Here is a 19,773-nt window from a genome sequence, read left to right as displayed (position 1 = left end):
TAACTCACTATAAGAAGAAACAGTGTAGCGCGTGATTTTCCCCGTCAGTATCAGTGCCACATGGAACGTTTTCAGCAAGAAAACAAGTGGCTGTAGCGCATACTGAGCGCTAATCACGAACAACAAGGAAGATGACATGATTATCACACTCTACAAGTCCCCGAACCTAAGCCCCCTTATTGCGCAAGAGGATTGTAAGAAAGAACAGGCTCCGAAGAAAATAACACCGAATCTGATGAAAAAGATTGAAAACAGCTTGCTCACCCTGCTGACAAAGCAACGAGAGCGGTTTCTGTTTCACAACGCCAAAAGACACCCCTGTTTGAAAAGCGTGTACCGCTGTGCGGTTAAAGAAGGCCATCAGGGCCGCTGCCAGGCGATGGGTATCGCGGTCACTGCGGTCGACGACATTTTTAAAAATACTAAACTGAGGGGAACGGCAACGCGCATCTGTCAACAAACGCCCTGTAACAACACGCTCCCACTGGAAAAAGATCCGGTTATGGCGCTGCGCGGTAAGAAATTTATCGAGACTTTTTTGGTGCACAAGACACAGTTGGATGAAGAAACCTACCTCGCCGCTCTTGGCATCGGCTACCAACTCAAAAGACTCAAGTTCGATCCGGTGCTAACGGATATGTTTGCCCAGGTATGGCACGAGCGGGAGCAGTTGTTAACCCAGGAGGCCATTGCGCAATCAAAGGCACGCTCGCGAAAACCGAAATAATGCTCTCTGACCAATGACGTTATGGGCAGTTTATGGCGTAGTTTATCGCTGCTTGCCCACATCGTTCAGCGCTTCCATTGCCGGGCTGGTGAGATAGCTAAGGAATGTCCTTTTACCGGTTTTGATTTCCGCAGTAACTTGCATACCGGGTTCCAGTTGCCATTCATCAGATCCGACGCGCAACGTCCTGTTCTTTAGAGCAATAACCGCACGATAGACCAGCCCTAGTTCCTTATCCTCTGAGGCATCGGCAGAGATCTTTTGTAGTGTGCCATCTACCCAGCCATAGCGAGTAAAATCAAAGGTGTTGATTTTTACCGTCACCGTTTGCCCTTCCCGCAAAAAAACCACATCCTGGTTTTTGATCATGACTTCAGCGACCAGTTCGCTATCAACTGGGACAATCTTGAGCAGTTCCTGTGGCGGTTCGACAGCGCCTCCCGCATCGCGGAAGGCCAGCGAGTCAACGATACCCTCTACGGGTGAGCTCAAAGTATACTGCGCTATTTGGGCATTAACCTGCTTAAGTTGGCTCGCCAACAGGTGATTTTCATGTTCACGCTCTGCGATATTCTGGGCTATAGCATTGATTTTTTCCGCCCCTGCGCTGTGTTGTTCCTGTTCCAACTGTGCCAAGCTACGGCGGCTTTCCTCCAGGTTTGCCGCTACGCCATCGACAGCATGATGCGCCGTCAGATAGTGCTTTTTGAGCTCTCGTAAGCTGTCGCGACTGGCTATCTTTTTATGGTACAAGCTCTCAATCGCTTGATATTGTTCTTTAAAAACCATCAACTGTTCTTCAGCCAGCCGTTTACGAGATTGATGGCCCATTGTTTGCGCGTGTAATACCGCCTTTTGCTTTGATATACCGCTTTCTCGTACCGTTCATTTTCTACCTCGCTCATTGCAGCTTTACTCGCCCCAAGGCATGGTTATTCATATGTTGATTAGCCAAGCGCGCGCCCTGTCCGATTACATCAATCCAACCTTCGAGATAAAATGCTTTATCCTTAAGCCTTACCACTGACTGTCTAAAGTTGTCGTCACTGTTAAGTGAAGACTCAATAGATTGCGAGTGCTCGTTATAATTTCTGAAGAAATGTTGTAAACATGGCTTAAACGAATCTTGAAACTCTTGGTAAAACTGGTTTTTTCCTTTTTATCTCTGCCTATTAAAATATTATCATCATTCCATGAATCTTTCATAAAACACTCCCATTATGAATTAACATTGAACCTCAGATAATTTCACCACCTCACTTAAGCTAAAAATAAAAAAATCACAAAAAAACCGATCCATAGAAAAAATAAATAAGAGATGATGAGACAAATGAACAATATACAACAAGCTTCATCGTGAAGATGTTAATCATCACCAGTAAAAAACTACATTACCGACATCATTAAATATATAATAAAATGCTCAGCGAATTTTAAATAAATTACATCAACTTTAGATAGCGATTTATGTTTCATCAGGAAAATTAATCAAATAAAAACAACAAAGAAGTTCCCAGCACCACAATAAAATAAAATGGTATTGATTCATTTAATATAAAACTGCATTGTATAGACGAAGCCCATTCATATTATGGACATATAAAAAATAGGGGAATCCCATTTTTAAAATATTCTTTTGCATTGGATTAACATTGGCACAAGCTAACCTTACCCATACTGACCAGATTTTCTTCGTCTATTAAACCAGATATACCATTTGACCCCGCTCACAGACTCATGAATACTCTTTCACATAACAATAACAAAACGACAAGGGAATCCTTTCCGGTAAAGCATCCCCCAACAGGAGTAAGCAATGAAAAGAGCAATGATTGCAGTAAGCATCGCATTGGCGAGCGTCACGCTGGCACTGCCGTTGACCAGTCAGGCATCGGTGAAAGAGGAAATGCGTGCCATGGCAGGCAGCTTTAAAGGTGCCAACAGCGCCAGCGATGCGGCTACGCTAAAATCTGAGTTACAGACTATGAAAGAACACGCCACCAAGGCCAAAGCCGATCCCGAGTTTAACAAAGGGCCTGACAGTCAGGTGTTTAACGAAGGTCTGGGCAAGTTGATTACGCAAATCGATGATGCCATTGCGCTGGTGGATGCAGGAAAATTCTCTGAAGCGAAAACCGCGACAGATAATCTGAAAAAAACCCGTGCGGAGTACCACAAGAAGCTCGGTGTATAGCATTCGTCCGGTGGCCTCTCTGCGGGCCACCGGATCGCGAGCCAGTTTCAATTCACGCGCTTACATGTTTACGCAAAAAATTCTCGATGCCTTGCTCGTCCAAACGATAGCGAATCCATTCACTTTGTGCGTTAGCACCAATACTGTCGTAAAAATCGATAGCAGGCTAGTTCCAATCCAGTACGCTCCATTCTAAGCGACCACAGCCACGCTCTTTGGCCAATTTTGCTACATGCGCTAACAGCGCTTTGCCCGCCCCATGCTGACGGAAACGTTTGGCTACATAGAGATCTTCAAGATAAATACCGTTTTTACCCAACCAGGTAGAGTAACTCATAAAGAATACCGCGTACCCAACCGGTACCCCATCAATGGCACAAATCAAGGCTTCTGTGCGCGTATCAGGGCCAAACAGTGTTTTTTCAATATCTTCTCGCGTCGCGATCACTTGATTACGGGAAAGTTCATATTCCGCTAGCTCAATAATCATATCCAAGATCACGCCCGCATCTGCTTTCTGAGCGGGATAAATGGTTATATTCATCATCCTTTCCTGTTATAAACACCAACATTGCCTCCCGATGCTACCTTAGAGCGGTTGCAGTATGAACAGCATTTTGTTCATTGGGCGATAATAATCACGCCACGGCGCTATTTCGTTACGCCACGGCGAGATCAAGAACGAGCATACCAGCGAGTGCAATGGTCACTATCACGGAGGAAAATAACAGGACGTAGGAAGAAAAAAATAAAGCGCAGAAAAGGTATCATGCTAGCGCAAGCGTACCATGGAAAGAGGCCCACCATAGACGGCCCCCGTATCGAGATAGATCTGATTAGCATAGGCGCACACCTTTTTAAGCGGCGTGTGTCCGAAGATAAAACGGTCGGCCCCCTCGATCCGCCGATAGTCGCCAGACTGCGCTCGCTGCAACCGCCTGCGCCCCCACACGATATTATCCACATTGACGGGCAGGCCCAAATCATAGCGCGCAGAGGGATAATCCGCATGAGCAATAACATAAAGGCGCGTTTGCGCGTTAACTTCCAGAACATGTGGAAGTGACCACGACAGATGGAGCAGTCGATCGATGGAATGACGATGTATCGGACTCAACTCGAAATACCAGTCACCGCGATTGTTGCGCCAGTGGTCGCTGCTTTCTCCTTGCAACGCAGCATACGCCATACATTCATGATTACCTGCCACTGAAATGAACCAGGGAGCATCCAACAGTGCCAGACATGCCGCGCTGTCCGTTCCGCGATCGATAAGATCGCCGACGGCGATCAGCAAGTCGCAACGTTCATCAAATTTTCGTGCAATCAACTGCTGCTTCAATTGTTGATAGCGGCCATGAAGATCCCCAACCACCCACACATGGCGATAATCATACCCACGAATACTGCGGTAGCGAACAACCTCGCGCATTTTAACCTCCAGAACTGCAATGACGCCTTAAAGTAATGTGGCGTGCCATGGGCACTGTTCATGCAATCAGGGAGTAAAACCACAAAATCACACAGACACACATAATTATGCGTAACAGATTGCCGTCGATCAGCATGAAAAAGATCCGAGACAAGAAAAAAAGCGATTCTTATAAAAAGAAACGCAGGATTACGCGGTGCTGTTATTGGCGATACAGGCCTTATGGTGCACAGGAGGGAAGTCAGTAAAGGTTCTCACACCGCCACACCGGAAGCCGGTATGGCGGCAACACCGTTGTTGTGTTAAGCGGAGTAAAGCGCCTCCACCGCCTGATCGCATTCAGGTACAGAAAATTTTGCATAGTGCAACGCATAGTGCAACGCATGGTGCACCTGTTGTTTTTCACTCTCAGGGTAAACCTGCGTATCAAGCAGCAGCGCCCCAATCGCTTGCGCATCCAGCATGGTAAAGGTGGTACGAAGCGCCAGAGCGATATCAGGCCCGCCATAACACATATTGCACAATAACACCGCCCACTCATGGGCGGAGATCTTTCCCTGATAAACCGTATACAGCACATCGGCAATCAGTTTGGCATTTAAAACACTAATGCGGGAAATATCATGATAATGCCCGCCCAATGCCTGAATCATATGCTCGACGGCCTGTGTCGGCGTTTTCCCCTGATCGCGCAGAGACGTTAACGCCGTAACGAGTTTGTTCTGCAACTCATCTGCCATCATCCTGTCCTCTTATTATGCCCCTGCTCAATGGCTCTGCATCGCCGGGGTTCAGGTAACATATCGCATTTTTTGTCAGGGCAATATCGGTTTAAGAGAAAAATTAACAATTTTCAATATAGCGACGTTACTCACTGATTTTTATTAATATCCCTAGGTTTTATGTGGAACAGAGGCCCTTCGCAAGATAGTCGGTTACCTGGTTATGTGATAGATTCGTCTGCAAAGATGCTCATTTACACGAATTTATACATCTGAGCACATTATGGTTCATTCAAACTCATTTCTCTGATGCGATAATGCAAAAAAACAATCGTATTTCATTCTGTGAGCAAGCAAGTTAAGGTTAAATCATGATCACCACTGACGGTAATAGCGCAGTCGCTTCTGTAGCCTGGCGAGCAAACGACGTCATCGCCATCTACCCAATTACCCCAAGTTCTTCCATGGCCGAACAGGCTGCCGCATGGTCGAGCGATGAGCGTAAAAACGTGTGGGGAGATACCCCACGGGTGATCGAAATGCAGTCGGAAGGCGGTGCGATTGCCACCGTGCACGGGGCGTTGCAGACAGGGGCGCTGGCGACATCGTTTACCTCATCGCAGGGATTGCTGTTGATGATCCCGACGCTCTACAAGCTGGCCGGACAGTTAACCCCTTTCGTGCTGCACGTTGCCGCCCGAACCGTCGCTACTCATGCGCTCTCCATTTTCTGCGATCACTCCGACGTGATGGCGGTGCGCCAGACGGGCTGTGCGATGCTGTGTGCCAACACCGTGCAAGAAGCACAAGATTTCGCCTTGATTGCGCAAATCGCCACGCTTAACAGCCGCGTCCCCTTTATCCATTTCTTCGACGGTTTCCGTACTTCACATGAAATCAATAAAGTGGAACCGCTCAGTGATGAAGTATTACTGAAACTGCTGCCTCAGGATGCAATTGCCGCACACCGTGAGCGGGCGCTTACACCAGAACGTCCGGTGATCCGTGGCACGGCCTCCAATCCGGATACTTTCTTCCAGGCACGCGAAGCCACCAATCCGTGGTACAACAACACCTACTCTCACGTTGAGCAGGCGATGGATGCATTTGCCGAGGTTACCGGACGTCGCTATCAACCGTTTGAATATTACGGGCACCCAGAAGCGACGCGCGTGATTGTGCTGATGGGCTCTGGCGTAGGGACGTGCGAAGAAGCGGTGGATGCCCTACTAACCCGTGGTGAAAAAGTGGGTGTGCTTAAAGTGCGTCTGTATCGTCCGTTCTCAGCGCAGCATCTGTTCGCCGCCCTTCCGCAAACCGCGCAGAGCATCGCTGTGCTCGATCGCACCAAAGAACCCGGTGCCCTGGCAGAACCGCTTTATCTGGATGTGATGACCGCACTAGCGGAAGCCTTTTCCCGTGGGGAGCGGGCAACATTACCGCGTACCATTGGTGGCCGTTACGGTTTGTCTTCCAAAGAGTTCACACCACAGTGTGTACTGGCTATTTTTAATGAGTTAGCGCTCGCTAACCCAAGACCGCGTTTCACTGTAGGGATTTATGATGATGTAACCCACCTTTCACTGCCGTTGCCGGAACAACACTTCCCCTCCAGCGCAGGACTGGAAGCGCTGTTCTACGGACTCGGCAGCGATGGCACTGTCTCCGCCACCAAAAATGCCATCAAGATTGTCGGTTCCAGCACACCAATGTTTGTACAGGGCTATTTCGTCTACGACTCCAAAAAAGCTGGCAGCCTGACGGTATCGCACATGCGCGTTGGCCAGCACCCGATCAATTCGGCCTATCTGATCGATCAAGCCGATTTCGTCGCGTGCCACCAGTGGCAGTTCATTGAGAAGTACGCCATGGTGGAACGCTTGAAACCCGGCGGTATCTTCCTGATAAACACCCCTTACAGCGCCGACGACCTGTGGCACCGCTTGCCACAAGAGGTACAGGCAGGCCTGAATCAACGTCAGGCAAGGGTCTATTGCATCAACGCAGCCAAAATAGCCCATGAATGTAAGTTGGGTGCGCGTATCAACACCGTGATGCAAATGGCATTCTTCCATCTCTCGCAGATTTTGCCTGGTGATGCGGCCGTAGAGAAACTGCGTAGCGCTATCGAAAAGAGCTATGTTAGTAAGGGTGAAGAGCTGGTCGCCCGCAACTGGAAAGCGCTGGAAGCCACACTGGCGGCGCTGGAATCCGTTGCACTGGCAGCGGTTAATCCTGAAAGTCCGCAACGTCCACCAGTGGTATCCGACGCCGCGCCGGACTTCGTTAAAACGGTAACGGCAACCATGCTGGCAGGACTAGGTGATACCTTACCCGTTTCTGCCTTACCACCCGATGGGACCTGGCCCACCGGCACCACCCAGTGGGAAAAACGTAACATTGCAGAGGCCATTCCGCTTTGGAAACCAGAGCTGTGTACGCAGTGTAACCAATGCGTCGCCGCCTGCCCGCACTCGGCTATCCGTGCCAAAGTAGTGCCTGCTGAGGCCATGAGCGACGCGCCTGATTCGCTGCAATCGCTGGATGTCAAAGCGCGTGATATGCGTGGTCAAAAGTATGTATTGCAAGTCGCCTCGGAAGATTGCACGGGATGTAACCTGTGCGTCGAGGTGTGCCCGGCGAAAGACCGTCAAAACCCTGAGATCAAAGCCATCAACATGGAATCCCGCCTGGATAATCTGAGCGTGGAAAAAAACCACTTTGATTTCTTCCTGCAATTGCCGGAAATCGACAAGAGCAAGTTGGAACGTATCGATATCCGCACGTCACAGTTGATTACGCCGCTGTTCGAGTACTCTGGTGCCTGTTCCGGTTGTGGCGAAACGCCATATATCAAACTGTTAACGCAGCTCTATGGCGATCGTTTGCTGGTCGCCAACGCCACCGGCTGCTCATCTATTTACGGCGGCAATTTGCCCACCACGCCGTGGACCACCGATGCCAACGGACGTGGTCCTGCCTGGGCCAACTCGCTGTTTGAGGATAACGCCGAATTTGGTTTAGGTTTCCGTCTCAGCGTGGATCAACATCGCCAGCGCGCCTTGCGTCAGCTCTTGCAGTTAGCACCGCAGCTCCCCGCCGATCTGGTGAGAGCCTTGCAGGAAGAGAACATTGCGCCAGATCTGCGCCGCCAGCAAATTGCACTGTTGCGTGAACAGCTTGCCAGCCTCAATGATTCGGTGGCACGTGAACTTAGCCACGATGCCGACCATCTGGTAGACAAATCCGTCTGGCTGATTGGCGGTGATGGCTGGGCCTATGATATTGGCTACGGCGGTCTGGATCATGTGATGAGCCTGACAGAAAACGTCAACGTGCTGGTGCTGGATACCCAGTGCTATTCCAACACGGGTGGTCAGCAATCCAAGGCGACACCGCTGGGTGCGGTCACCAAATTTGGGGAAAAAGGTAAACGTAAGGCGCGTAAAGATCTGGGCATCAATGTGATGATGTACGGCCACGTTTATGTCGCACAGATTTCACTGGGCGCACAGCTTAACCAAACGGTGAAAGCAATTCAGGAAGCGGAAGCCTGGCCAGGTCCATCCTTAATCATCGCCTACAGCCCCTGCGAAGAACACGGCTACGATCTGGCGTTCAGTCACGATCAGATGCGTCGACTGACGGCCACCGGATTCTGGCCACTCTATCGCTTCGATCCGCGTCGTATGGAAGAAGGCAAACCGGCGTTGGTCACCGATTCCCATCCGCCCTCCAGCAGCCTGAGTGAGACACTGTTGAAAGAGCAACGCTTCCGTCGGCTGAATACGCAAATGCCGGAAGAGACCACGCGGTTGTATGAAGAAGCGGAACAGGATCTGCGTCGTCGTTTTGACTTCCTGACGATGATGGCAGGTAAAGCAGAGAAGAACGCTCAAGAATAAGGCCGAAATATCCGACGATATACTCAGTGCAAGCCGAGGATATCGTAAGGAAAATGCGCGCTAGCGAAAGATCTGGCTGACGGCTTCGGCCACTGTCTCTACCTGATGCTCCTGCAACTGACTGATACTGAGCCGAATAAACTCTCCGCTTTTTACCCCCCCCCCCCTCGCCCCCACGCCAACCCTCACGGCAATGCCACGCACGGCCAAGGTTACCAGCGCATCCACTAACGCCTGACGTCGCCGGTGGTAGACCTGTTTGGCATGTGCAATATCGCGCTGTGCCTGCGTATCGTTCAATAAATAAGCCAACGCCCCTTGCAGTATCCGGCTACTCCATCCGACGCCAAAATGGCGGAAGGATTGGAGCTGGTCCATTCGGGTTTTACTGCCCGATATCACGGCCAAACGTAAATCCGGTCCATAGGCCTTGGAGTAAGAGCAAACATGAATTGTACGTTCAGGATGGTAGCGTCCCAAACTGATCGCTGGACAGGTTGATAATTCACCGATGCCATCATCTTCCAGAATCAGCACATTTTCATGCTCGGCCAGTACAGCGGCCATGTCGCCCAGCCGCTCAGGGCTTACGGCGCAACCCGTGTGTGAATGTGTCCTGGGCTGGAAAATAAACGCGACTGGCTTTTGTTGCAGCGCCTGTTTCAGTTCCTTAATGTCAGGTCCGTTGACATCACAGCCCACCTTGATGGCGTTCATTCCCAGTAAATCGAGCAAGTCGAGTAAACGCGCGGTGGTGGGGCTTTCGATAGCCACCGTCGAGCCGGGAAAGATCAATGCCTGCAACGCCAGGTACAGCCCATCAAACCCGCCACTTGAGGTAATGAACACCTCAGCCGGATAAGGCCAGCGTTTGCGAACCGCCGCCTCCAATTCAGGGACAATGTCAGTTCGTTGATAACTGTTTAACGTGGGCTGCGACAGGGCATGTTGCAATGCTGCCGCCAGATTAGGTAATAACGCGGGGTCCGGTGAAGAGAGTTCCATATTAATCTGGATGGTGTCACCAAAGTTACCGGCCCTCTCAAAACGTTCAGGACGGGGCGAGACTCGCTGACTATAGACCCCTGTCCTTCCACGCCCGGTCACCACGTTCTGTCGCTTTAATTGGGACCAGGCCGCCGAAATCGTCGCCGGGCTCACCCGCAATATTTCAGCCAGTTCTCGAACCGACGGCAACTGGCTGCCAATAGCGATGCGCTCCTCACGAATCAATGCAGCGATATCCATCGCAATACCCCGAATCGAGGGATCGGTAAGCATTCCGGCCAGCCAAACGGGATCAATTTTTGCTGTCATATCAAAAACTTTTGTTCAGTAACAAAAATATGATTGTACACATACAAATTAGCCACTAGTATCAAAAAAAGCCACATTACGTACAAAAATTGTACAATTGTAAGCAGGGAAATAATGAGCATGATGTGGATTAGTTAGCCTTCACCGGGGAAATAGCGTGACGATAACAATTAGATTGGCAGTGCGCGATTGGGACTATTTTACTCCACTTGCTTTGGGCGACATCAAACCAAAACACTTTACATTGATGATCGACCGCGTGGAGGCGTTGCCCCAAAATTTGGCCAACAGCCCGCATTACGATGCGGGTGAAATATCTTTCAGCCACTACGCGCGGAACCGCGCTGGTAACGATGAAAGTTTGCTGGCACTCCCGCATTTCTTGATGCGGGGGTTTCGCCAGCGCTGCATTTTGACCACCGAAGACAGCCCATTGAATGCGTTATCGCAGCTCGCGGGCAAACGTATCGGTGTAACGGGCTGGCATCACTCCGGCAGTGTCTGGACGCGTGCCATGCTGCGACGTGAAGGCATTGAGACGAAAGATGCCCATTGGTACGCCGGCCGCTTAACAGACGCACACCCGATCATGGACAGGCTGGGGAATTTTGGTCAACCAGGAAACATCGACCCGGCCCACGGCGAGCAGTCGCTGATATCGTTGCTGAAAAACGGCGAACTGGATGCAATTCAGTGAGACCTCAGTGCTACGTCAATTGCTGCGAGATTTTCGGCAGGCAGAATTGGATTACTTCCGGGCCGTGGGTTACATCCCGGGTATTCACGTTCTCGGCATCAAACCTGAGATAGCACAAGTGCACCATTGGCTGCCGCAAGCGTTAAGTGAAGTGATCGATCAATCCTACGCCATGTGGATGAAAAAACGCATCAAATATACCGATACCACGCCGTGGATACTGGACGATCTGCGCAAAACTGCGCGGGATTTACCCGCCAACTGGAATGAAAATGGCTTTGAGGTGAATAAAGCGATGATCGCTGATTTCGCCCGAGAACTGTATGAGCAAAAGATCACCGATAAATGCTTAACCCCGGAAGCGTTGTTCCCCTATTCATGTCAGTAGCGGCATTGCGCCTTAATGACGTGATGGATTACATAGGTTGCTATGAAAGTTGCGTTGGGACAATTCGCGGTAGACAAAGAGTGGCAGAACAATGCCATCACTACGGTCTAACTCATGGAACAAGCCGAGCAGGCCGGTGCTGAACTTCTGGTACTGCCTGAAGGCATTCTGGCACGCGATATTACCAATCCCAAGTTGGTACTGACCGCAGCACAACCTCTTGATGGTCCGTTTATGACGCAGGTGCTTGCCGCCAGCCAAGGCAACGGCATGACCACCATGATGAGCGTCCACGTTCCTAACGGCAGCGATAAAGTCTGGAACACGCTGGTTGTCGTTCGCAACGGCAAAATCATCGAGCAGTATCGCAAATTGCATCTGTACGATGCATTCGCCATGAAAGAATCTGATAATGTGATGCCTGGAGATGATGTCCAGGCGTTGGTCAACGTTGCCGGATTGAACGTGGGATTGATGACCTGCTATGACATCCGCTTTCCCGAGCTCGCGCGTCGTCTGGTACTGGATGGCGCCGATCTGCTGGTGCTGCCCGCCGCCTGGGTTAAAGGGCCGTTGAAAGAGACGCACTGGGAACTTCTGGTCCGCGCCCGCGCTTTGGAAAACACCACCTATGTGGTGGCGGTTGGCGAGTGCGGTGTGAGAAACATAGGTAACAGCATGGTGGTCGACCCGCTAGGCGTCGTGGTAGTACAGGCACCCGAAACTCCGACGTTGGTCTATGTTGATATCGACCCTAAACGAACCGCCTATGCTCGTGATGTTTTACCGGCACTGGTTAACCGCCGCTTTGTTGCACCACGTTTGCCCCATGAAATACAAGGATAGTTTTCACCGCTAATACTGATTTTCTCACTATCACTGACATCTGCATTCCCCAAAAAGCAGATGAGAACACGGCATGACAATGAAAAGGCTTGGATATACCACGCTACTGATCGGTTCACTGTTTTCTGCAAATACCTTGGCTACCGCAATTCCAACCCAAACGCTAAACAAAAACCTGCACGAACGTTTGCCGGAAGATATAAAAAAACCGGCGTCTTAAACGCGGCCAATAACGGTTCCTTTCCGCCTTATAAAATCGTCAGCAACACTGATTCCATCGAAGGCGCTAGCGTTGATCTCGCTAACGCATTGGGTGAACTGCTCGGTGTCAAAATTGAACATTTCACGGTGGGCGGATTACCCGGCATACTGAGCGGTATTCAATCTGGGCGCTACCAATTCGCAATCGGGCCCACTGGCGATTTCCCGCCGCGTCAGGCAAAAAACGATTTTGTGGATTTTGTCCGTGAATTTGTCGTCTTTGCGGTAAAAAGTGGAAACCATGAAAAAATAAATACCCTGGACGATACCTGCGGCAAACGCATCGCCGTATTGGCAGGAGGATCTGCCGAGCAGGTGATCGTCAAACAATCGCAAGCCTGTACCGCTGCCGGAAAACCGGCCGTGACGGTACAATCCTACACGGACCAACCGACCTCAATCCTCTCTGTGCGTTCCGATCGCGCAGATGTCTTCTTCTCCTCTCAGGCACCGCTGACCTACTTTGTGCAGCAAACCAATGGGCAGCTCGAACTGGCCGGTACCGGGCAACACAATGGATTTGGCGACCTGTATCAAGGATCGGTCTTTGAGAAAGACTCGCCGTTAACACCGATTATTCTGGCTGCGTATCAGGAGCTGTTTGATAACGGCACCTATGCCGCCATCATGGAGAAATGGAACTTGTCAGACAATATGCTGCTGCACCGGGCATCAATTTAGTCAAGTAATCGACGTTTCTTCGCAGAAACCACGCATTACATCGTCAATAACGTTGAGAGGCATTTTTTTGCCGTGGACAAATTGAGAGATGTTGCCAGAGCCCTGCCACCCAGCCGCTTTAGCCAGCGGCTTTCCTGGGGCTTCACACTGATTGTCGCCTTTTATGTGCTTTGGTGCATTGGGACCAATAAGCACTTTGAATGGCATGTGGTTTATCAGTGGTTTAATGAAAAAACCGTGCTCAACGGGTTGGCGATGACGCTGGGTCTGACCGTGGTGGCCATGATCATCGGCACTATATTGGGGTTATTACTGGCTATCGGGCGCATGTCCAACAATCGGCTACTGAGCGGACTTTCCGGGTTTTATATCTGGTTTTTTTCGCGGCACGCCGTTGCTGGTGCAACTGATTTTTTGGTACAACCTTGCCACACTCTTTCCCCGCGTCTCACTGGGCATTCCTTTTGGCCCAGAATGGGTGAGTTGGAAGATCAACGATCTAATCACGCCGCTTACGGCCGCTATTGCCGGTCTGGCACTGAATGAAGCTGCCTATATGGCGGAAATCATTCGTGGCGGCCTGCTTTCTGTCGATCACGGTCAGGTAGAAACCGCGCAGGCATTCGGCATGAGCCGCAGCCGTGCGTTACGCCGCATAATCATTCCGCAGGCGATGCTAGCTATCGTTCCCCCTACCGGTAACCAGTTAATTAGTATGATCAAAGCGACGTCGCTGGTCAGCGTCATCGCAATGGGCGATCTGCTTTATTCGGTACAAGCCATTTATAACAGTACCTTTGCCGTGATCCCGATGTTGATGGTGGCGGTGATGTGGTATCTGTTTATTACCTCGCTGCTGAATATTGGGCAATCGGCCATCGAACGCTATTACTCCCGAGGTGAGCGCCTCCCGGCATCGGAAATCCGCCGATTGCCCCCGGCAAAAACCAATGTGTCTGGCAAAGAGGAACCTCAATGAGCAAGCCGCATTGCGCCGCGACAACATCCGGTGAGCAAACGCCGCTGGTACGTGCGCGCAACGTCCACAAATATTTTGGCGACAATCATGTGCTGCGCGGAATCGATCTGGATGTGAACATCGGCGAAACTGTAGTGATTTTGGGGCCATCTGGTTCAGGAAAACCCACCTTCCTACGCTGCATCAACCATCTGGAAACGATGGATGAAGGCTATATCATGATGGGCGATGAACAAATCGGCTATCAGTTGCGCGGTGAGAAACTCTATCCCCTGTCAGCATGCGACATTGCCCGCCAACGTAGTCACATCGGCATGGTGTTCCAACAGTTCAACCTCTATCCCCATATGACCGTGTTGCAGAACATCATTGAAGCGCCGGTCGGTGTGCATAATCAGGATCGCCAGGAAGCACAGACCTATGCTATGGCCCTGCTAAAACGCGTTGGGCTGGAACACAAAGCGGATGCCTATCCGCGCCATCTGTCCGGCGGGCAGCAGCAGCGTGTCGCCATTGCGCGTGCGCTGGCTATTCGTCCGACCGTGATGCTGTTTGACGAACCCACCTCGGCACTCGATCCCGAGCTGGTCGGAGAAGTGCTGGCAACGATGCGATCGCTGGCAGAGCAAGGCTTGACCATGATCGTCGTCACCCATGAGATCAGTTTTGCCCGCGAAACCGCCGATCGGGTGATCTTTCTTGATGAAGGCGTAGTGGTTGAGCAAGGTCGCCCGGATGATGTGCTGGTTACACCGCAACATCCGCGCACCCAGGCCTTCCTGAGCCGCTTTATCTAACGCCTGTCGTCCTCGGCCCTCAGGCAGAAAGAATGTGTTTCGCCTGCAGGAGATTCCCGTCTGCGCGGGAATGACAAAAAAAGGGCGAGAGTGACATCACGAAGGTCTCAATGACCGCTATTCCCACATTTTTTGCCTCCCAGAGGCAAAAAATGTGATTCATTGCACATGCTATTTCCCTCCGGGGCCGTTCTGGCCATATAATGCGCATCCGGGCGGTTCAACCGCTAACAACAACTGACACCACAGCAGTCCTTCGGGCATCACACACTCAATAAAGATATGAAGATGAGTATTCGCGCGATCTTAACCACCCTTCTGGCCGCTGCTGCTTCCAGTCAATCAGCATTTGCCGTTGTTTATCCGCTGCCGTTGGAAGCCTTTGCTGCCCAATACCAAATGGGCCTGAGCAACCTGATGGAAGCGAACCAGAATGCGGATGTCTACCTGCCGCAACCGGGCAGCAAAATGATCATTCCGCAGCAGTTGATCCTGCCAGATGCGCCGCGCGAAGGCATCGTTATCAACAGCGCCGAAATGCGCCTGTACTACTATCCGAAAGGCAGCAAAACCGTCATCGTATTGCCTATCGGCATCGGTGAACTGGGTAAAGATACGCCGGTCAACTGGACCACCAGCGTACAGCGTAAAAAAGCGGGGTCCAACCTGGACGCCAACCGCCAAAATGCACGCTGAATATGCAGCACGCGGCGAGTATCTGCCAAAAGTCTATCCGGCAGGTCAGGATAACCCGATGGGGCTGTATGCGCTCTACATCGGCAACTTGTATGCGATTCACGGCACCAACGCCAACTTCGGTATCGGCCTGCGAGTGAGCCACGGTTGCGTGCGTCTGCGCGCTGACGACATCAAATTCCTGTTCAACAACGTGCCAGTTGGCACCAGCGTTCAGTTTATCAATGAGCCGGTAAAAGCCACCGTTGAGCCAGACGGTTCCCGCTACGTTGAAGTGCACGATCCGCTGTCTCGTACCGTAGAAGAGTTCCACTCCGACTCGCCGACCCCGATCACCATCACCGCCAAAGTCAGCAAAGTGATTGCTGACGCGAGCGTGAACACCAGCGATGTGGATAGCGCTATCAGAACGCGTTCCGGCATGCCGACCAAGATCAACGGTGCGCAGGAACCTGCACAACCTTTAGAAACACTGGCACCGCAAGACGCGCCGATTGCCGTACCGGATGAAGTTCAGTAGCCGGTTGAAACAACTGCACCGCAAACGGATGCCAACCGTTCCTGATTGCCGCAGTTGCATGCCTGTATTCCCCGGCATCCGCCGGGGAATTTATCGAGCATCCCTGCTCACACCACCCTTTCTGCAACGCCCTGTTATGCTCCGCGCTGTGAAGCCTCAAGCGCCTGCGACACATCCGCAATAATATCGTCAATGTGCTCAATCCCGACGGAGATACGCACCAGATCTTCACTCACCCCCGCGCGTGCTAACTCTTGTGCGTTGAGTTGACGGTGCGTGGTCGTGGCCGGATGGCATGCCAGTGATTTGGCATCACCAATGTTCACCAACCGCAGGATCATCTGCAACGCATCGATAAAACGTCCGCCAGCCGCTTTGCCGCCCTTGATGCCAAAACTGATAATTCCCGAGGCTTTGCCCCCAGAAATTTTGTCGCACGTCGGTTTATACGGGCTGTCCGGTAAGGCTGCGTAGTTCACCCAGGTAACCAGAGGATGAGACGAGAGATAGTTCGCCAACGCTTCGGCATTGCTGCAATGGCGCTCAATGCGCATACTAAGCGTTTCCAACCCCTGTAATAACAAAAAGGCGCTGTGAGGCGATAGCGCCGCACCGGTATTGCGCAGCGGGACAACACGGCAGCGACCAATATACGCCGCCGGGCCGAATGCCTCGGTGTACACCACGCCGCGGTAAGAGGGGTCCGGTTCGCTGAGCAGAGGGAAGCGCTCCTTGTTGGCAACCCAGTCAAATTTGCCGCTATCGATAATGGCGCCACCAATCGTGGAACCGTGCCCGCCGATATATTTGGTCAGGGAATGCACCACGATATCAGCCCCGTGTTCGAACGGGCGACACAACACCGACGATGCCACCGTGTTATCGACAATCACCGGCACGCCGTGGCGATGGGCGATGGCAGCAATCTGTGCGATATCGACCACGTTGCCCGCCGGATTGCCGATGGATTCACAGAATACCGCCTTGGTGCGCTCGTCAATCAACGCGTCAAGCGCGGCGAAATCCTCGGCAGAAAACATACGTACTTCAATCCCCTGACGCGGCAACGTATGTGCAAACAGGTTATAAGTGCCACCGTACAGTTGGCTGGTGCTGACAATATTGTCCCCCATCTGCGTCAGCGCTTGCAGCGCATAGGTAATCGCCGCCATACCCGAGGCGAGCGCCAATGCGCCGATCCCACCTTCAATCGCTGCCAAACGCGCTTCCAGCACCGCGTTGGTAGGATTCATGATGCGACTGTAGATATTGCCCGCCACTTTGAGATCGAACAGGTCAGCGCCATGCTGCGTATCATCAAACGTGTAAGAGGTTGTCTGGTAAATCGGCACGGCAGCAGATTTGGTGGTTGCTTCTGAGGTATAGCCGTGGTGTAACACGAGGGATTCCAGTTTCATCGCACAGACCTTTCTATGCGTGTGGATGGTAGGTATCTTCCTAAAATAGCAGACAAAAATCGCCGCGACTGAGCCGCAGCTAGAAGAAAACGCGATAAGTTAGGAGAAACGAGCATAAGTTTTCTCCTCCTGGATCCCCCCGTTGCGCCAGTGCAAAATCACAGCTACCTTTAGCTCATGATCACCTGCAAAAAAACAAATAAATGACTGATAAAAAGCAAAGTATCGCCACTATAACCCTGCCGAAAAATGTCGATGTACCTCGCTACGATCGCCTAGCCCTTCGCCCGCGTATTGTACATATTGGGTTTGGCGCTTTTCACCGAGCCCATCAGGCGCTACTCACGCACCGCGTTCTTAACCAAGAAGGCGGGGATTGGGGGTTGTGCGAGGTGGTGCTGTTAAGCTATGACAGCCTGATTTCAACGCTGCGTGAACAGCAGCGCCTGTTTACCGTGTTGGAAAAAGTGGAAAGTGGCAATCAGGCTATCGTAGTGGGCGCAGTGTGCGCCTCGCTGCACGCTGCCGTTGAAGGCAAAGAGGCCATTTTGGCACAGCTTGCCGATGCGCAAACGGAGATTGTCTCCCTGACCATTACGGAAAAAGGCTATTGTCTGGCGGGGGCACACGGCAATCTGGACACCACCAATGCCCATATCCAGCATGATTTGCGTTATCCACAGTGCCGGGCATCATTACCGAAGCGTTGCGCCGCCGCCACGCGCAGGGTATTTCCCCTTTTAGCGTGCTCTCCTGCGATAACATGCCAGAAAACGGCAAGGCCGCCCAACGCGCGGTGCTTGATTTTGCCCGCCTGATTGCCCCCACGCTGGCAGCATGGATTGAACGTGAAGTGGCTTTCCCTTCCACCATGGTGGATCGCATCGTGCCTGCCGCGACTGCGCAAACACTGCGCGAGGTGGCGCAGGCGATTGGCGTTGACGATCCCTGTGCTATTGCCTGTGAGCCTTATATTCAATGGGTTGTGGAGGATCATTTTACACTGGGCAGACCGCATTGGGAGGCGGCAGGGGTACAACTGGTAGAGGATGTTGCACCTTATGAAACCATGAAGCTCAGGATGCTGAACGGCAGCCACTCGTTTTTAGCTTATATCGGCTATATTGCGGGTTACGCCCATATCAGCGACTGCATGTCCGATGCGCACTTCCGCCGGGCTGTGCGCCACCTGATGCTGGCAGAATAAGCCCCGACGTTAACCATCTCCGGCGTTGATCTGACAGACTATGCCGAACGTCTGTTCGCGCGCTTTGCCAACCCTGCGCTGCACCATCGCACCTGGCAGATAGCCATGGACGGATCGCAAAAGTTACCGCAGCGCCTGCTCGACGGGTTGCGCTGGCATCGGCGGAATGACAGCCGTTGCGAAGCGCTGATCCTCGGTGTGGCTGGATAGATGCGCTATATTGGCGGGATCGACGATCGCGGCGCGGCGATTGATATTCGCGATCCGCTGAAGACAGCCTTACGGAGCATAGTGGCATCCACTCCGGACGATGAAGCTCGCGTACAGGGCCTACTGGCGCTGACGGCGGTATTTGGTGATGACCTGCGCACCGACCTGCCGTTGGTACACGCGTTGACCGACGTCTACTTGCGCCTGCGTGACAAAGGCGCGTTGGCCGTTGTCACCGAACTGGCCCAAAATCTGTCCGACTAACACCACACTCAATCACCACACCGCATCGCTACTCTTCCCGGCGACAAGCAAGAATGTCGCCTGGCTGGCATTCCAGTACCTAACAGATTTTTTCCAACGTTGCAAAGCGAATGCTTTTCACCTTACCTGATTTTAATAATGACAAATTTTGTTCGGTAATGCCGATACGTTGGGCCAGCTCACGCGATCGCATCTTCTTTTGTGCCAGCACCACATCCAGATTTATTATTATTGGCATAGGGTTTTTTAATTAAATTAATTGGCTGTGTTATTTCCGCTGCTCCCAGACAGCAACGAATTCTGCCCTCTGATGGTATCAGTTTGTGAGTAAAAACGATTGCGATCGTGGTAGCAACCGCGACACCGGTAGCATTTGCAACAGATGCATTTTCCCCACATCTCCCACTCTCTGTTTTCGACATGCCTAACGTGACTGGCAACACCGGCTGAAGGCTGTTCTCGACCATGAAATGTCACATCTCCGCATTCATCTGTTTTTATGATGAAGATCA

At 51.7% G+C, this 19,773-nt stretch carries 11 protein-coding genes and 7 pseudogenes; 10 read left to right on the top strand and 8 right to left on the bottom strand.

Annotated features, from left to right (window positions below):
* The first annotated feature begins 136 nt into the window (after positions 1 to 136).
* Complete coding sequence (locus JZM30_RS20660) at positions 137 to 727, top strand: hypothetical protein (RefSeq protein WP_252321069.1); 591 nt, start codon at positions 137 to 139, stop codon at positions 725 to 727.
* Positions 728 to 769: 42 nt separating this feature from the next.
* Here JZM30_RS20660 and JZM30_RS20655 read toward each other — a convergent pair whose 3' ends face one another.
* The gene (locus JZM30_RS20655; RefSeq protein WP_252321067.1) at positions 770 to 1,558 is read right to left on the bottom strand and encodes a beta-barrel domain-containing protein; all 789 of its coding nucleotides are present in this window, start codon (positions 1,556 to 1,558) and stop codon (positions 770 to 772) included.
* Positions 1,559 to 2,543: 985 nt separating this feature from the next.
* Between JZM30_RS20655 and JZM30_RS20650 the strand changes: the two genes are divergently transcribed.
* Entirely contained in the window at positions 2,544 to 2,921 is a 378-nt protein-coding gene (locus tag JZM30_RS20650) for a cytochrome b562 (protein ID WP_252321065.1), read from the top strand.
* 52 nt (positions 2,922 to 2,973) lie between these two features.
* On the opposite strand, the pseudogene JZM30_RS20645 reads toward JZM30_RS20650, so the two are convergent.
* From JZM30_RS20645 to JZM30_RS20635, 3 genes and pseudogenes are all read right to left on the bottom strand, one after another.
* Positions 2,974 to 3,465: pseudogene (locus JZM30_RS20645) on the bottom strand (GNAT family N-acetyltransferase).
* A gap of 228 nt (positions 3,466 to 3,693) precedes the next feature.
* Positions 3,694 to 4,353 carry a metallophosphoesterase gene (locus JZM30_RS20640; protein WP_252321063.1) on the bottom strand — a complete coding sequence of 220 codons (660 nt, stop codon included), beginning with the start codon at positions 4,351 to 4,353 and terminating at the stop codon, positions 3,694 to 3,696.
* A 302-nt stretch (positions 4,354 to 4,655) separates the two neighbouring features.
* Complete coding sequence (locus tag JZM30_RS20635; protein ID WP_252321061.1) at positions 4,656 to 5,096, bottom strand: hypothetical protein; 441 nt, start codon at positions 5,094 to 5,096, stop codon at positions 4,656 to 4,658.
* 350 nt (positions 5,097 to 5,446) lie between these two features.
* On the opposite strand from JZM30_RS20635, the gene nifJ reads away from it, so the two are divergent.
* The gene (nifJ, locus tag JZM30_RS20630) at positions 5,447 to 8,980 is read left to right on the top strand and encodes a pyruvate:ferredoxin (flavodoxin) oxidoreductase (protein WP_252321059.1); all 3,534 of its coding nucleotides are present in this window, start codon (positions 5,447 to 5,449) and stop codon (positions 8,978 to 8,980) included.
* A 60-nt stretch (positions 8,981 to 9,040) separates the two neighbouring features.
* Here nifJ and JZM30_RS20625 read toward each other — a convergent pair whose 3' ends face one another.
* Positions 9,041 to 10,297: an aminotransferase class I/II-fold pyridoxal phosphate-dependent enzyme gene (locus tag JZM30_RS20625; RefSeq protein WP_252321057.1), complete on the bottom strand. Its 1,257-nt coding sequence runs from the start codon at positions 10,295 to 10,297 to the stop codon at positions 9,041 to 9,043.
* A gap of 157 nt (positions 10,298 to 10,454) precedes the next feature.
* On the opposite strand from JZM30_RS20625, the pseudogene JZM30_RS20620 reads away from it, so the two are divergent.
* The 6 genes and pseudogenes from JZM30_RS20620 (at position 10,455) to JZM30_RS20595 (ending at position 16,162) form a co-directional block, all read left to right on the top strand.
* Positions 10,455 to 11,382 (top strand): annotated as a pseudogene (locus tag JZM30_RS20620) (nitrate ABC transporter substrate-binding protein).
* Between the two features lie 42 nt (positions 11,383 to 11,424).
* Positions 11,425 to 12,228: pseudogene (locus JZM30_RS20615) on the top strand (deaminated glutathione amidase).
* A 73-nt stretch (positions 12,229 to 12,301) separates the two neighbouring features.
* Positions 12,302 to 13,178 (top strand): annotated as a pseudogene (locus JZM30_RS20610) (ABC transporter substrate-binding protein).
* A 64-nt stretch (positions 13,179 to 13,242) separates the two neighbouring features.
* Positions 13,243 to 14,149 (top strand): annotated as a pseudogene (locus JZM30_RS20605) (amino acid ABC transporter permease).
* Positions 14,146 to 14,946, top strand: a complete 801-nt coding sequence (locus JZM30_RS20600; RefSeq protein ID WP_252321055.1) for an amino acid ABC transporter ATP-binding protein — start codon at positions 14,146 to 14,148, stop codon at positions 14,944 to 14,946. The pseudogene JZM30_RS20605 and the gene JZM30_RS20600 overlap by 4 nt, the downstream one beginning before the upstream one ends.
* A gap of 282 nt (positions 14,947 to 15,228) precedes the next feature.
* Positions 15,229 to 16,162 (top strand): annotated as a pseudogene (locus JZM30_RS20595) (L,D-transpeptidase family protein).
* Positions 16,163 to 16,296: 134 nt separating this feature from the next.
* Here the strand turns inward: JZM30_RS20595 and JZM30_RS20590 are convergent.
* Entirely contained in the window at positions 16,297 to 17,580 is a 1,284-nt protein-coding gene (locus tag JZM30_RS20590) for an O-acetylhomoserine aminocarboxypropyltransferase/cysteine synthase family protein (protein WP_252321054.1), read from the bottom strand.
* A 203-nt stretch (positions 17,581 to 17,783) separates the two neighbouring features.
* Here JZM30_RS20590 and JZM30_RS24890 point away from each other — a divergent pair.
* Positions 17,784 to 19,261 (top strand): annotated as a pseudogene (locus JZM30_RS24890) (mannitol dehydrogenase family protein).
* Positions 19,262 to 19,340: 79 nt separating this feature from the next.
* On the opposite strand, the gene JZM30_RS20570 reads toward JZM30_RS24890, so the two are convergent.
* A complete protein-coding gene (locus tag JZM30_RS20570) occupies positions 19,341 to 19,499 on the bottom strand; it encodes a helix-turn-helix domain-containing protein (protein WP_252321048.1) in 159 nt (52 codons plus the stop codon).
* A complete protein-coding gene (locus tag JZM30_RS20565; protein WP_252321196.1) occupies positions 19,441 to 19,728 on the bottom strand; it encodes a hypothetical protein in 288 nt (95 codons plus the stop codon). Before JZM30_RS20565 ends, JZM30_RS20570 begins: the two co-directional genes overlap by 59 nt.
* Between the last annotated feature and the right edge of the window lie 45 nt (positions 19,729 to 19,773).

The organism is Candidatus Symbiopectobacterium endolongispinus, from assembly GCF_018777385.1.
Taxonomy (GTDB): domain Bacteria; phylum Pseudomonadota; class Gammaproteobacteria; order Enterobacterales; family Enterobacteriaceae; genus Symbiopectobacterium; species Symbiopectobacterium endolongispinus.
Note: the sequence above shows the minus strand (reverse complement) of the source record. Positions and strands in the feature narration are given on the sequence as shown.